This is a genomic window from Clostridium thailandense, assembly GCF_019207025.1.
GTDB classification, from domain to species: domain Bacteria; phylum Bacillota; class Clostridia; order Clostridiales; family Clostridiaceae; genus Clostridium_AM; species Clostridium_AM thailandense.
In genome coordinates this window covers 1-14,552 of the sequence record NZ_JAEEGC010000100.1, presented here as the reverse complement: position 1 = coordinate 14,552, position 14,552 = coordinate 1, and the positions used below count along the sequence as shown (strand labels likewise).

15 protein-coding genes are annotated in these 14,552 nt (G+C 30.4%); 10 read left to right on the top strand and 5 right to left on the bottom strand.

Annotation, left to right across the window (positions count from 1 at the left end; genetic code table 11):
* Window positions 1-21: 21 nt before the first annotated feature.
* The 4 genes from I6U48_RS18300 to I6U48_RS18285 form a co-directional block, all read right to left on the bottom strand.
* The gene (locus I6U48_RS18300) at window positions 22-1,746 is read right to left on the bottom strand and encodes an NADH-dependent [FeFe] hydrogenase, group A6 (RefSeq protein WP_218321915.1); all 1,725 of its coding nucleotides are present in this window, start codon (window positions 1,744-1,746) and stop codon (window positions 22-24) included.
* A 33-nt stretch (window positions 1,747-1,779) separates the two neighbouring features.
* The gene (locus I6U48_RS18295) at window positions 1,780-3,678 is read right to left on the bottom strand and encodes an NADH-quinone oxidoreductase subunit NuoF (protein WP_218321914.1); all 1,899 of its coding nucleotides are present in this window, start codon (window positions 3,676-3,678) and stop codon (window positions 1,780-1,782) included.
* A 12-nt stretch (window positions 3,679-3,690) separates the two neighbouring features.
* Window positions 3,691-4,170 carry an NADH-quinone oxidoreductase subunit NuoE family protein gene (locus tag I6U48_RS18290; RefSeq protein WP_218321913.1) on the bottom strand — a complete coding sequence of 160 codons (480 nt, stop codon included), beginning with the start codon at window positions 4,168-4,170 and terminating at the stop codon, window positions 3,691-3,693.
* Window positions 4,171-4,701: 531 nt separating this feature from the next.
* A complete protein-coding gene (locus tag I6U48_RS18285; protein ID WP_218321912.1) occupies window positions 4,702-5,463 on the bottom strand; it encodes a tRNA threonylcarbamoyladenosine dehydratase in 762 nt (253 codons plus the stop codon).
* Between the two features lie 603 nt (window positions 5,464-6,066).
* Between I6U48_RS18285 and I6U48_RS18280 the strand changes: the two genes are divergently transcribed.
* Window positions 6,067-6,900, top strand: a complete 834-nt coding sequence (locus I6U48_RS18280; RefSeq protein ID WP_218321911.1) for a carbon-nitrogen hydrolase family protein — start codon at window positions 6,067-6,069, stop codon at window positions 6,898-6,900.
* 46 nt (window positions 6,901-6,946) lie between these two features.
* On the opposite strand, the gene yedF is transcribed toward I6U48_RS18280, so the two are convergent.
* The gene (gene yedF / locus I6U48_RS18275; RefSeq protein ID WP_218321910.1) at window positions 6,947-7,525 is read right to left on the bottom strand and encodes a sulfurtransferase-like selenium metabolism protein YedF; all 579 of its coding nucleotides are present in this window, start codon (window positions 7,523-7,525) and stop codon (window positions 6,947-6,949) included.
* A gap of 356 nt (window positions 7,526-7,881) precedes the next feature.
* On the opposite strand from yedF, the gene I6U48_RS18270 reads away from it, so the two are divergent.
* The 9 genes from I6U48_RS18270 to I6U48_RS18230 all read left to right on the top strand — a co-directional run.
* A complete protein-coding gene (locus I6U48_RS18270; RefSeq protein WP_376774583.1) occupies window positions 7,882-9,375 on the top strand; it encodes a glycosyltransferase family 2 protein in 1,494 nt (497 codons plus the stop codon).
* Between the two features lie 177 nt (window positions 9,376-9,552).
* A complete protein-coding gene (locus I6U48_RS18265; protein ID WP_218321908.1) occupies window positions 9,553-9,711 on the top strand; it encodes a hypothetical protein in 159 nt (52 codons plus the stop codon).
* 280 nt (window positions 9,712-9,991) lie between these two features.
* Window positions 9,992-10,831 (top strand): YkgJ family cysteine cluster protein, encoded by an 840-nt coding sequence (locus I6U48_RS18260; RefSeq protein ID WP_218321943.1) that lies wholly within the window; start codon window positions 9,992-9,994, stop codon window positions 10,829-10,831.
* Window positions 10,832-10,912: 81 nt separating this feature from the next.
* Entirely contained in the window at window positions 10,913-11,173 is a 261-nt protein-coding gene (locus tag I6U48_RS18255) for a YkuS family protein (protein WP_218321907.1), read from the top strand.
* A gap of 192 nt (window positions 11,174-11,365) precedes the next feature.
* Entirely contained in the window at window positions 11,366-12,076 is a 711-nt protein-coding gene (locus I6U48_RS18250) for a pseudouridine synthase (RefSeq protein ID WP_218321906.1), read from the top strand.
* Between the two features lie 115 nt (window positions 12,077-12,191).
* Window positions 12,192-12,734: a tRNA 5-(aminomethyl)-2-thiouridylate-methyltransferase MnmM gene (mnmM, locus tag I6U48_RS18245; RefSeq protein ID WP_218321905.1), complete on the top strand. Its 543-nt coding sequence runs from the start codon at window positions 12,192-12,194 to the stop codon at window positions 12,732-12,734.
* 48 nt (window positions 12,735-12,782) lie between these two features.
* Window positions 12,783-12,947, top strand: coding sequence for a YpmA family protein (locus tag I6U48_RS18240; protein ID WP_218321904.1), 165 nt, complete (start codon window positions 12,783-12,785; stop codon window positions 12,945-12,947).
* A gap of 110 nt (window positions 12,948-13,057) precedes the next feature.
* Window positions 13,058-13,933, top strand: coding sequence for a MurR/RpiR family transcriptional regulator (locus tag I6U48_RS18235; protein ID WP_218321903.1), 876 nt, complete (start codon window positions 13,058-13,060; stop codon window positions 13,931-13,933).
* Between the two features lie 187 nt (window positions 13,934-14,120).
* The coding region (locus I6U48_RS18230; protein WP_281421835.1) for a Glu/Leu/Phe/Val dehydrogenase dimerization domain-containing protein at window positions 14,121-14,552 on the top strand (432 nt) is incomplete at its 3' end.

Here is a 14,552-nt window from a genome sequence, read left to right as displayed (position 1 = left end):
TAGGGATTAGGGCTAAACAAATTAACATTCACGACAACTATAATGAGTGTGAAGTAGCTTATGAGCTTTTTCACTATTTGGTTTACCCAAGTATTCCTTATAAGTCTGAATTATAGCAGGGTTTTCATGAGATTTTCTTAAAGGTTTATTTCTATCTTCTTCATATAGTGCATTTGCTCTCTTAGTTAAGATATCATAGTGGCCGTGTACATATGGCTGACCGCCTCCATCTATGCATCCACCAGGACAAGCCATGATTTCTATTATTTGGTAATTTGCTTCTCCTGCTCTTATCTTATTAAGAAGTTTACGAGCATTTCCAAGTCCGCTAGCAATAGCAGCTTTTACTTCTAAATCTTTAATTTTTATTGTAGCTTCTCTTATTCCATCAAAGCCACGAATAACTGTAAATTCTACATCATCTAATTTTTCGCCAGTTATCCATTCATATGCTGTACGTAGAGCTGCTTCCATAACTCCACCAGTAACGCCGAATATTACTCCTGCACCGGTAGATTCTCCAAGAAGGCTGTCAAAATCTTCATCCTTTAAGGATTCAAAATGAATTCCAGCTTCTTTTATCATTTTAGCTAGCTCTCTAGTACTTATAACTATATCTACATCGTTGTTCATTTCTTCTCTTGCTGCTTCATATTTTTTAGCTAAGCAAGGCATTACTGAAACTACAACCATATCTTTTGGGTCTATGTTCATTTTTTCAGCATAATAACTCTTAGCCATTGCGCCAAACATTTGTTGTGGTGATTTACAAGTAGATGGAACATCTAGTAAATCTGAGAATTCATGCTCGAAGAAGTTTATCCAACCAGGACAACAGCTTGTAAGCATTGGAAGTCTTCCGCCATTTTGGATTCTTCCCATTAATTCTGTTGCTTCTTCCATTATAGTTAAGTCAGCAGCATAATCAGTATCAAAAACTTTGTCAAATCCAAGAGAACGAAGTGCTGCTACCATTTTACCTGTAACTGCTTTTCCAACTTCCATTCCAAATTCTTCACCTAGAGCTGCTCTTACAGCAGGTGCAGTTTGAACTATAACAAACTTATCTTTATTGTTTAATACATCCCAAACTTTTGAAGTATTATTAACTTCAGTTAACGCACCAGTTGGACAAACAGATACACATTGACCGCAGAAAGTACAATTTGTATCAACCATTGGCATACCAAAAGCAGGGGAAACAACAGTAGTAAAACCTCTGTTAACAGCTGATAAAACAGATACTGTTTGTATTTCATTACATACAGATTCACATCTTCTACATAAGATACATTTATCTAAATTACGCTCAATTGAAGCACTAGATAGATCTTTAGGATAAGTAGACATTTCACCTTTGTATTTAACTTCGCGTATACCCATATCAGCTGCTAATTTTTGAAGTTCACAATTAGTATTCTTCTCACAAAGTAAGCAGTCTTGTGGATGGTCTGATAAAAGAAGCTCTACCACTGTTCTACGAGCTTTTATAGCTTTTATAGAATTTGTTTTTACAATCATTCCTTCAAATACAGGAGTAGTACAGGCTGGAGCTAGGTTTCTTCTTCCTTCCACTTCAACCACACATACTCTACAGGAGCCAGGTTTGTTTTCGGATCCATCGTGTAGTTTTAAATGACATAATGTTGGTATGTTAATTTCAAGTAGTTTTGCTGCTTGTAGTATAGTAGATCCCTGTTCTACTTGTACTTGTTTGTTATTTATAGTAAGAGTAACTAAACTCAAAACGTCCACCTCTTTCTTAAAAATTTTCCAGCATTATTTTTTAATTATTGCATCAACTGGACAACCAGTGAAGCATGCACCACATTTGATACACTTAGATTGATCAATTTTGTGTGCTTCTTTAACGTTACCCTCAATACATGATGCAGGACAATTTCTCTTACACTTAGTACATCCTATACATTTATCTTCAACAATTTCATAGTTAACTAAGTTCTTACAAACACCTGCAGGACATTTCTTATCATATACATGAGCAGTATACTCATCCCAGAAGTATTTCATTGTACTTAATACTGGGTTTGGTGCAGTTTGTCCAAGACCGCAAAGTGAGGTATCTTTTATTGTTTGTGCTAATTCTTTTAAGTTTGTTAAATCTTGCTCAGTACCTTGTCCATTAGTTATTTTAGTTAACATTTCAAGCATACGTTTATTTCCAACTCTGCATGGGGTACACTTTCCACAAGATTCTTCTACAGTAAACTCTAGATAGAATTTAGCTATGTCAACCATACAGTTATCTTCATCCATAACTATCATTCCACCTGAACCCATCATAGATCCTATCGATGTTAAGGATTCATAATCTATTGCAATATCTAAGTCTGCAGCAGGTATACAACCACCAGAAGGTCCGCCAGTTTGAACTGATTTAAACTTACGTCCGTTTTTAATTCCTCCACCGATATCGTAGATTATTTCTCTTAAGGTAGTACCCATTGGAACTTCTACAAGACCAACGTTGTTAATTTTTCCTGCAAGAGCAAAAACTTTTGTACCTTTAGAAGTAGCAGTACCGATTGAACTATACCAGTCAGCACCGTTATTTATTATTGCTGGAATATTAGCATATGTTTCAACGTTATTTACGCATGTAGGCTTATTCCAAAGTCCACTTTCTGCTGGGAATGGTGGCTTATTTGTAGGCTCACCACGGCAGCCTTCTACTGAGTGGATTAAAGCTGTTTCTTCACCACATACGAAAGCACCAGCACCATATTTTATATCTATATCAAAGTCAAATCCTGTTCCAAAAAGGTTCTCGCCAAGAAGGCCAAGTTCTTTAGCCTGCTTTAATGCTATCATTAATCTGTTAACAGCAAGAGGATATTCAGCTCTGATGTATATAACGCCTTTAGTAGCTCCTATTGCATATCCTGCAATTGCCATAGCTTCTAGCACGCTGTTTGGATCTCCTTCAAGTATTGAACGATCCATGAATGCACCTGGATCACCTTCATCAGCATTACAGATTACATATTTTTGATCTGATTTATATGCTTTAGCAAATTGCCATTTTTTGCCTGTAGGGAAACCGCCGCCTCCTCTACCTCTTAGGCCCGAATCAATCATAACCTTAATAACATCATCTGGAGTCATCTGTGTTAAAACTTTTCCAAGTGCTAAATAACCTTTTTCTCCAATTGCTTCAGTTATATCTTCAGGATTTATTAAACCACAGTTTCTAAGAGCAATTCTTTGTTGTTTTTTATAGAAAGACATTTCGTCTTGTCTTTTAACTTTTTCTTTTATAGTTGGTTCTTCATAAAGGAGTCTGTCAACTATTTTACCTTTTAATAAATGTTCATTAACTATTTCTGCTGCATCATCTGGTGTAACATGTACATAAAATGCATTATCAGGACTTATTTTAACTATAGGTCCTTTTTCACAGAATCCAAAGCATCCAGTAACAGCTACTGTAACTTCTTTGGATAATCCAGCTTTGTCTATTTCAGCCTGTAAATTTTCAATAATCTTATCACTGTCAGAAGATTTACATCCTGTTCCACCACAAACAGTTATAAAACGTTCACATCTTTTATTTTCAACAGCGACCTCTTCCTCATGGGAAGATTTTCTCATTTTTAACTTTATTGAATAATCCTGAGAAAGTTTTTGGAGCTCTTCATAAGAATTGATTTTATTCAATGCTGCTACCCCCTATTCATTATACTCATCTAAAATTTTATCAACCATTTGTTTTGTGAAGTGACCGTAAACCTTATCATTTACAGTAACTACAGGAGCAAGACCACATGCACCAACGCATCTTAAAGATTGCACGGTGTACTTCCCATCAGGTGTGGTTTCTCCCATTTTTACGCCTAATTTTCTTTCGAATTCTTCAAGAACTTCTCCTGCACCTTTAACGAAGCAAGCAGTTCCAAGACATACATTTATTACATACTTACCTTTTGGTGTTTCTGTAAAGTAAGAATAGAAAGTAACGACACCGTTAACCTTTGCAACTGGAACTCCAAGTTTCTTTGCAACAAATTTTTGTACTTCTTGAGGTAAATATCCGAAAATATGTTGAGCCCTATGAAGTACAGCTATTAACGCACCTTCTTTTTCAGAAAGATTGTCAATGAATTCACCAAGTTCTTTGAAATATTGTTCTTTTAAGTTATTTGAACACACTAAGGTATACCCCCTTTGAATGTAAAGTTTTTTTCTCTGCAACTAAATTATATCAAAGATTTTCAAAAAATATAAGTAGTTTTTTGAAAAAAATTAATAAAACGCTAAAATAAATTAAAAAATGAACAATGTTAAATTTGAAACAAGAAATAATGAAGGAAATTTACAAACAAAATTCGACAAGAAACTTTGATTAAAAAATAACGATTACGATTTAAGGAGAATTTAACAACCTAATTTTCAAAATAAAGAGAAAATTGCAGTGAAATATAATTATAGAGTTATATTTTCTTATTATATTTTAAACATTTTAAAGTGTATACTATTACAATTACAAGATATTGAATTGTAAATTGCAAAAAAGTTTAATAAATAATAACTTTGTTACCATTATTTATTAAAATTAAAGAATTTGTGAGTTAAAATAACAAACTTACTACAAAAATCAATTTATAATTTTTTAAAGTAAAAATTTTAATTAGAGAAATTTTGATGTTAATATATAAAAAAATAGAGTTCCAATTTGGAACTCTATAGATATTCTCTAATAATATCCTTAATTACTTCTCCGCCGATTATCATACCAGCAACAGGAGGTACAAAAGATATACTTCCAGGTATTTGCCTTTTAGCAGTACATTTTTTTGTTCCGCCTGAGCATACACAACCTTCTTTACAGGTAATAACTTCTTCTAATTTCGGTTTAATAGGCATTTCATCAGAATAAAGTACTTTTAAGCTTTTGATGCCTCTTTTTCTAAGTTCATATCTCATGACTTTTGCTAATGGACATATTTTAGTATCATATATATCAGTAATTTTAAATCTAGTAGGATCAAGTTTATTCCCGGTACCCATACAACTTATAATATTTATATTATGTTCATTACACCAAACTATTAATGAAAGCTTAGAAGAAACAGTGTCTATAGCATCTATAACATAGTCGGCGTCTAGAGGAATTATTTCTTCTATATTGTCTTCCTTTACGAAAGTTTGATGAATCTCAACATTACATTTAGGGTTTATAGATAAAACTCTATCACGTAAAGTTTGTACCTTTGATTTACTGATTGTCTCAAAGGTGGCATGTATTTGTCTGTTTATATTAGTTAAACAAATAGTATCATCATCTACTAATATTAGATGGCCAACACCAGCTCTTGCTAGAGCTTCGAGTGTAAAACTTCCTACACCACCTAGTCCAAAAACTACGATTTTACTATTGGATAGTTTTTGAAGAGCTTCCTTACCTATTAACAGTTCAGTTCTTGAAAGTGAATGTTGTTTCATGATTTATCTCCTCTTATTTTAAACTTATAGAGATGTACCGACGACATTTGGCTTATCCTGAGGTTAATATAGGGGTGCACGGTCGAAGCTTAACTTACACTCCGGGAGATGTTTCCAACCTTCAGCACTATAAAAACTTTTAATCATTCTAAAGCTTAGCATTTTGAAAATCTAAGAATCTCTGATAAACTCGTACCTCAAACATATCAGAGATTCTAAGATTTTCTAAAATGCTGAGCTAATAATGATAAAAAAGTTTTTATATGTGCCTTCAGTTTTGGAAACATCTCCCTGCGTATAAGTTAAGTTTCTGGTCTTGAATCCTATATTAACCTTCAGTACGTTAAATGTTTTAAGTATATACCTTGGGATAAGCTTAATTTCTAGTTCTATTCTCTATATTGTTAATTTAAAAATCTAATGTTTTACTTCATATAGTATATAATAGTATAGGTAAATGTCAATATGAGCAACCCCAAAAATGAGTTAGTATAAAGAATCTATATTATTTACTTTTATTCTTAACTAGGTGTTAAATAAGATGATATAATACTTATATGAATTAGGTTAGAATAATAAAGGTGTTAGATAGGAGGGGCAAAAGTGAAAAAATTTAAAATAGGCTTATGTCAGATGATGGTTACAGAGAATTCTAAAAAAGAAAATATAGATAAGGCAAGAAAGATGATATGCGAAGCTGCAGATAAGGGAGCCAAGATTGTTTCATTACCTGAAATGTTTAATTGTCCGTATGATAACAAAAATTTTAGAAAATATGCTGAGGGTTTTAAAAATGGAGAAACTATAAATATGCTTTCTGATGTTGCAAAAGAAAAAGATATCTATCTTGTTGGTGGTTCAATTCCAGAATTAGATGATGAAGGCAAAGTATATAACACCTCATTTATTTTTAATAACAAAGGAATTTTGGTAGGAAAACATAGAAAAATTCATTTATTTGATATTGATGTAAAGAATAAAATATCTTTTAAAGAATCAGAAGTATTAACTGGAGGAAAAGATATAACTATTATTGAAACTGAATATGGGAAAATTGGTGTGGCAATATGTTACGATATAAGATTTCCGGAGCTAATCAGAATTATGGCCCTAAAAGGAGCTAAGATAGTATTCGTTCCTGCTGCATTTAATATGACAACGGGACCTGCTCATTGGGAAACTTTATTTAAAAGTAGAGCTTTAGATAATGAAATATATGTAGCGGGAATATCACCGGCTAGAAATATGAATTATTCTTATGTAGCCTATGGAAATTCTTTAGTAGCTAATCCTTGGGGAAACATTATAAATAAATTAGATGAGAATGAAGGTATAATTATAGAAGAAATAGATCTTGATTATATAGAAGAAGTTAGAGAAGCAATACCTGTTTTTAAACATAGAAGAGAAGATATATATGGATTAGATTTAATATAAAGGGACTGTCCTAAAATTAACTTAGTTTTAGGACAGTCTCTTTATATTAAAGTTTTATAGTATTATCTGATGAGTTCATTTTTTCTACTATTGTATACATATTAGTAATTTCGCCAACTGCCAGTTCTTCTTTTAGGCCATAGAAGTCCAAGCAAGTTCCGCAGTTTAATATATTAACACCTTTTTCTGAAAGTTTATTTATACTATCTAGGCAGTCAGAGCCTTTTATGGCAAGTTTAACTCCGGCATTTAAAAATATCAAGTCTGAAGGCAAGTTTTCACTTTCGGAAAGAGCATATAGGTAACTTTTCATTAAGGTTGCACCTAAAGTGTCATCGCCAAGACCCATTCTATTATTTGAAATAACAATTGTAAGTTTTTTGGTATCTGAACTCATAAGTTTGCAAGAAGCTCCTTTGGTAATAGTAATATAGTATAAATTTTCTTTTTCTTCAATGTTGCAGCTAAATCCATTACCTTCAGCGAACTTAGCAACATTGTTTTTAGATACCTCATTATCTACTACTACAGTAGCTTGACCTTCTTGGATGGAATCAAAGTATTTTTTTGTATTAATAACTGGCTGAGGGCACTTTAAACCTTTGCAATCAATTAAATTTTTCATCTTGTTATCATCCTCTCAAAATAAACTTAATAACATAATTATATTATTATTAATATTTGGTTAAATTAATATATGGAAGACCAACTAATTAAATAAACTAAAGAATTATTAAATAAATTATAGCATAATGGTATATTTGAAAGTATAGTTTTTATTGATATTAAAATAAATAACTATAAAAAAATGCTATACAATATAATAAATATAATAAAAATTAATAATCAGAAAATTGCGACATACACCTTAATAGGAGAAATTTGTGGTATTATGATATACGATATTTTATATATAGTAGATAACTAATAGATAATATAAAAGAAAGGATTTTTTTAATGAAAGAGTCTATTTTAAAATTTATTGTCAGTTTTGTTATAGGTATCACAACTAAGTCTATAACTATTTTTCAAATATCTGTCTTTACAATAACTATGTACTACTTAATGCTTTCTTTGTTTGGTTTCTACAAAAAAGATGATAGGGAAGTAGATAACTGTAAACTTCAAAAGAAATTTGCATTATTAGTGGCAGCGCATAATGAAGAAATGGTTGTGGGTAAAATTGTAGATAGTCTTAAGGAACTGGATTATCCTAAAGAGCTATATGATATCTTTGTTATTGCAGATAACTGTACGGATGAGACTGCTGATATTGCTAGAAGGCACGGCGGAAATGTATATGAAAGAAAAGTTCCAGATAAGAGGGGAAAAGGGTATGCATTAGAATGGATGTTTGATATAATCTTTAGAATGGATACTCAGTATGATGCTATAGCTATTTTTGATGCAGATAACTTGGTTTCGAAAAATTTCCTTAAGGAAATGAATTATAAGTTACTTAAAGGTTATAAAGTTGTTCAAGGTTACATAGATAGTAAAAATCCAGATGATTCTTGGATAACTCAATCCTATTCTATATCATTCTGGGCAACTAATAGATTGTTTCAGTTAGGTAGGGAAAATTTAGGATTGTCTAGCCAAATAGGTGGTACTGGTTTTTGTTTAGATACAGAAATATTAAAAAAACTTGGTTGGGGTTCTACTTGTCTTACAGAGGATTTAGAATTCACATGTAAATTGGTACTTAATGGTCATAAAGTAGGTTGGGCTCATAACGCTGTAGTTTATGATGAAAAACCTTTAACTTTAAAACAGTCATGGAATCAAAGAAAGAGATGGATGCAAGGCTTTGCTGATGTATCATCAAGATTTTTTTTGAAGCTTATGAAAAAGGCTATAAAAGAAAGAAATTTTGTGGCGTTGGATTGCGCTCTTTATACAATGCAGCCTTATCTAACCTTATTTATAGGAGTTTCAGCAGTATTAACATTACTTCAGAATAATAGTACTGGTTTAGGAATACCTACTATGAATCAATTAATCAGTAATCCAAATGTGTGGATAATATTTAGCATATGTCAATTTTTATTTACACCATTGGTTATGGTTTTAGAGTCAAAATTATCTAAAAAAATGTTTGCAGCTTTCACTTTGTACTCTTTAAACATAGTTGTATTTTTGCAAGTTTTCGCATTTTTGAGAGATAAATATCCTAAAGTCTTAAGTGCATATCACTTATCGGCCATTACTATGGATAAAAATATGAATGCATCTGTAACTCCAACGTTTGAATATACAATTTTTGCTACTATTGCTTATATTGCGATATTTATTATTATAATAGGTATGATTGATAGAAAGCGTTCATTGAAAATATTTGTATGGTATTTATTATATGGTATATATACATTGACTTGGATTCCAATAACAATTCAAGGAATAATGGACAAAAATAATAAAGAATGGAGCCATACAAAACACGTTAGGCAGATAAGTATTCAGGAAGTTGAATAATGATTAATAGAAAAAACAAGCTTGAAATAGATAAATATTTCAAGCTTGTTTTTTTATAACAATTGCGTATACCTGCATAATAAAAATTTAAAGAGTTTTATTCAATTTTATTTGTAAGTAAAGAATATTAAAATTTAATATAAGAAAAAATAATCTTGAAAGGAGTGTGAAAAAAGTATGAATGATAACTATAAAGACAATAGGTATAAAGAAACCAAAGAATATGCTCAAGAGTTATTTACTAAAGGTGTGTGCATGGGAGAAGTTATGAAGAAGACAAGATTAACAGAAGATGAAATTGCTCATATGAGAGAAAAGTTAGATAAAGAAGAATAAATTTATAGGCATTTAAGACCGACACTTAACTTATAAAAAATATTTATTGGTAACAGTTAACACAAGCTAAATATTTTTTAAACATTGCCAATGATTCTCATAGTATAAGTTAAGAGTCTGGTTTAGTTTTCTATATATTCTTTAAAATACATAGTATCACTGATATAATATAAATGTATTTGAATGTATATATTCTGGAAAATAAGTTTCAGAATACAGTAAATATCTAAGAATAGTAGAGTTTATATGATATAAAATATTTTATATTATGAGGTGACGTATGAAAGAAAACTTATATAGTAGTGAGAAAAAAATTAAGTTATTGCCTAATCAACAGTGTATCTGCGGCAGTGGCTTGAGGTATAAAGAATGTTGTTTAAATAAAAACTTTCAGTATAAAACTTTAGGTAAAAATTATGAAAATCGAGAGATTATTTTTAATTATACAAAGACTAATGAACTTTATAATCATATATCTAACTTTTTGCTAAAAGAGATTTTGAATAAGGAATTAAGTGTTAGTAAGGGAAAAGAATACATTAAATATTTATATAAAATTGGAGAAGAGGGTACAAGACCTTTTTTAAACTATGCTTCATGTCAAAAAGGATGCAGTAATTGTTGCCATATATATATGGATTGTACAGTTATTGAAGCTGATTTAATAAGAGAGTATTTATTAAAAAACTTTAGTGAAGAAGAAATTTTTAATCTTAATAATAAAATAAAAGAGACTATAAATGAGTTGCCTACATATAAGGATTTACTTAAAAACAATAATGTAAATGATTCTATTAAATCATTTAGCGATAAACGTATACCGTGTATTTTCTTATCCAGTGACAATACATGTTCCATATATGAAGTAAGACCTTTTAATTGTAGAAGGCTGATAAATTTTTCATCAACTAGTGCTTGTAATAGAGGAGAGGATATTATTAGGCCTAATATATCTGTAGATAATATAACTTTTTATGCTATTAATCACTTGGCGATGAATATAACAAGATATAAAAAGTTAAAAACATATTCAGAGGCTGAAGGAGAGGATAGGGCTATTTATAAATCAATTCAACACTGGTTTAAAGATGGATTTAATGATATTGATAGAAGTTTATAGTAAACCTATGAGATACCTTTAATAAAAAATTATGAATTACTTTTATTGTTTTTGTGAAAAATAATGTTGGAGGTGTTGAATGTGAAAAAAGTTGCAGTTGAAAAAGGTTTAGGAGATGTTGAACAGTATCTGTCAAATCAAGGATATAGTGTACGTGAATTTGAGATGAATAGTATAGAAAATTCGAAATTTTATGATCAATTTGATGCTGTTGTTGTAACAGGCGGAAGTGTAAATGTTATGGGGTATGAGGATACTAAGACTAAAGTTCCTCAAATAATTGCGGATGGGTTAACAGCAGAAGAAATTAAGAGAGAAATAGACAATAAATCAATAAGATAGTTAATTAATAAAAGTAAAGTATAGGTGACTTAAAATATAGATTAGGTTTGCCTATGCTTTCTTTTTTTAGATAATATAAAAGTTATATTGCTTAAATTTTTAAAATTTGACTTGCATGTATGATAATTTAATTATAAATTAGTATAGTAGGAAATCGTGCATATAATTGGGAAATTGGGAAAGGTGATAACCATGAAAGAAAGATTGCAGAAATATATGGCTAAATGTGGAGTGGCCTCAAGAAGAAAATGTGAAGAAATCATTTTGCAAGGAAGAGTTAAAGTAAATGATAAAGTTGTTAATGAATTAGGTTGTAAGGTTGACGGAGAAAGTGATAAAATTACTGTTGATAACAAAGGGATAAAACCTGAAGGAAATAAGGTTTATATAGCCTTAAATAAGCCGGAAGGATACGTGTCTACTGTAAAAGACGAAAAAGGAAGAAAAACTATTATAGATTTAGTACAGGTAAAAGAACGAGTTTATCCTATAGGAAGACTAGATTATGATACTTCAGGCTTAATACTTCTCACTAATGATGGAGAGATTTATAATAAAATAATACATCCAAGAGAAGAAAAGAAAAAAACCTATATAGCAGTCATTAAAGGAATACCATTAAAAGAAGATATAGAAAAGTTCCGAAATGGAGTAGATATAGATGGATATATTACAGCACCAGCAGTATTTCAAGTCTTAAGAAGCAGTAAAGAATGCGTTGAGGTAAAAATAATAATCCATGAAGGTAAAAATAGGCAAATAAGGAGAATGTGCGAAGCTATAGGTCATCCTGTGTTAACTTTGAAAAGAATACAAATAGGAACTATAAAACTTGGAAATCTATCTAAGGGAAAATGGAGGTTTCTAACTGAAGAAGAGATAAATTATTTAAAAACATTATAATGAGCAATAATTGATTTTGAGAGTTTGTCAGTCAAATTCAACAAAATAATATATTTTAATAAATTGATAATTTAACGGTAATTGGACTATATAATATGTATAAGGAGTAGAGACTATGTATAGATATGTTACAGATGTTAGCAAATTATCGCATTATATAATAAGAGAATTTTGTATTAATTTCAATATTGCAGTGGATGCAACACTTGGAAATGGACATGATAGTGATTTTTTAGGTGAGAATTTCTCAAAGGTTTATGCCTTTGATATTCAAAAACAGGCAATTGACAAATACAAAGAAAAGAATAAAAGTAATGTCTGCTTGATAAATGATTCGCATGAGAATTTTGATGAATACATAAAGGAAAAAGTAGATTGTATAATGTATAATTTGGGATTTTTACCTGGAGGTGATAAAGAAATAACGACAAAATGGCAGTCAACCTTAAGAAGTTTAGAAACAGGTTTAGATGTATTAGAAAAAGGTGCTCTTGTGACAATAGCTATTTATAGAGGTCATGAAGAAGGGAAAAAGGAAGAAGAAGTTGTTCTAAACTATGTTAAAAATCTTCCGAAAAATAAATATGGAGTTATAGTTCATTCCTTTTTAAATAGAGACAATAATCCCCCGCTTTTAGTGGTAATAGAAAAAAAATAATTGGAGGTGAAAATTTTTATCAAATGGATAATTTGATAAAAATCATTTATGAAAGATGAATTAGAATTAATAGCAGCGAAAGAATTTACTTATTATGATGAAATGTATAAAGTTGTTGATTTCTTAAATAAAAATTTAAGTGAACACGACCTTGTATTTGGGATAACAGAAAAAAATGACAAGCATATAATAAATATTTACAAAGAAAAGTGATTAACAATTGAAAGGTGTATTGAAAATGAGTTCAATAGATGATAAAATGAAGTAAATATTTCATGCATATTGCAAAAAAAAGGGGATAAGGAAGAAAGGATTGAAGTAACATGGAAGATGGAAATAAACAAGATTTGATGAGAACCATTCAGGTTAAGTTCCCTAGACTTAGTAAGGGACAAAAACTAATTGCTGAATACATTTTAAAACATTATGATAAAGCTGCTTTTATGACAGCAGCCAAGCTTGGAGTAAGTGTTGGAGTAAGTGAGTCAACAGTAGTTAGATTTGCAAATGAACTTGGATTTACTGGATATCCTAAATTACAAAAGGCTCTTCAGGAATTAATAAAAAATAAACTTACTACAGTTCAGAGAATTGAACTATCTAACGATTTCGTTAGTGAAGAAAGTGCATTAAAAGGTGTTCTAAAATCAGATATGGAAAATATAAGAGCAACTCTTGAAAAGATAAATCATAAGACTTTTGAAGATGTTGTAAATAGCATATTTGCTGCAAAAAAGATATATATTATTGGTCTTAGAAGTTCAACGGCACTTGCTGAATTTTTAGGTTTTTATTTAAGCCTAATTTCAGACAATGTTAAGGTTGTTGGTTATGGAATCAGTGATATATTTGAACAAATGATTAATGTAGCTGAAGGGGATTTAGTTATAGGTATAGGATTTCCACGATATGCAGCAAGAACTATTGAGTCATTAGCATTTGCTCAAAGTAGAAATGCAAAAGTTGTTGCTATTACTGACAGCTTACTGTCACCATTAGCAGCTAGAGCGGATTATACATTAATAGCGCAAAGTAATATGGCTTCCTTCGTAGATTCTTTGGTTGCACCTTTAAGTGTAATAAATGCATTGATAATAGCTATTGGATTAAGAGAAAAAGAAAAGATATCATCTACATTCTCAGATCTGGAAAATATTTGGGAAGAATACCAAGTTTATTCATTTAAAGAAAGTGATTAATATTAAAGGAGAAATTTACAACTTCTCCTTCATTTTTTAAAAAAAACATTTTTTTATTATCAAATTTTTTTAAAAAATAGAAGGAAAAATATTTTTTTTGGAGAATAATATAATATGTAAAGCATTACAATGCAATTTTAAACATTGTAATGAATAATATATATATATTATGGGGAGGGTCTTTAAAATGACAAAAGAAAGAGTAACGGCTTATATTAATGGAGTAATTGAAAATGTTAAAAAAAGAAACGGAAATGAACCAGAATTTTTACAAACAGTTGAAGAGGTTTTAAGCTCTTTAGGACCAGTATTTGAAAAGCATCCTGAGTACATGGATGAAAACTTACTTGAAAGATTCTGTGAACCAGAAAGACAAATTATGTTCAGAGTTCCTTGGGTAGATGATAACGGTAATTTGCAGGTTAACCGTGGATTCAGAGTACAATTCAACGGAGCTATAGGACCTTACAAGGGAGGACTTAGATTCCATCCATCAGTGTACATAGGAATTGTAAAATTCTTAGGCTTTGAACAAATATTAAAAAATTCATTAACAGGACTTCCAATAGGCGGAGGTAAAGGTGGTTCAGACTTCGACCCAAGAGGAAAGTCAGACAAT

Excerpts from the sequence above, each read along its gene's own strand:
- mnmM (WP_218321905.1), top strand. The coding sequence starts at position 12,192 with ATGTATAGATATGTTACAGATGTTAGCAAATTATCGCATTATATAATA.
- I6U48_RS18285 (WP_218321912.1), bottom strand. The coding sequence starts at position 5,463 with ATGAAACAACATTCACTTTCAAGAACTGAACTGTTAATAGGTAAGGAA.
- I6U48_RS18240 (WP_218321904.1), top strand. The coding sequence starts at position 12,783 with ATGAAAGATGAATTAGAATTAATAGCAGCGAAAGAATTTACTTATTAT.
- I6U48_RS18235 (WP_218321903.1), top strand. The coding sequence starts at position 13,058 with ATGGAAGATGGAAATAAACAAGATTTGATGAGAACCATTCAGGTTAAG.
- I6U48_RS18250 (WP_218321906.1), top strand. The coding sequence starts at position 11,366 with ATGAAAGAAAGATTGCAGAAATATATGGCTAAATGTGGAGTGGCCTCA.
- I6U48_RS18260 (WP_218321943.1), top strand. The coding sequence starts at position 9,992 with ATGAAAGAAAACTTATATAGTAGTGAGAAAAAAATTAAGTTATTGCCT.
- I6U48_RS18265 (WP_218321908.1), top strand. The coding sequence starts at position 9,553 with ATGAATGATAACTATAAAGACAATAGGTATAAAGAAACCAAAGAATAT.
- yedF (WP_218321910.1), bottom strand. The coding sequence starts at position 7,525 with ATGAAAAATTTAATTGATTGCAAAGGTTTAAAGTGCCCTCAGCCAGTT.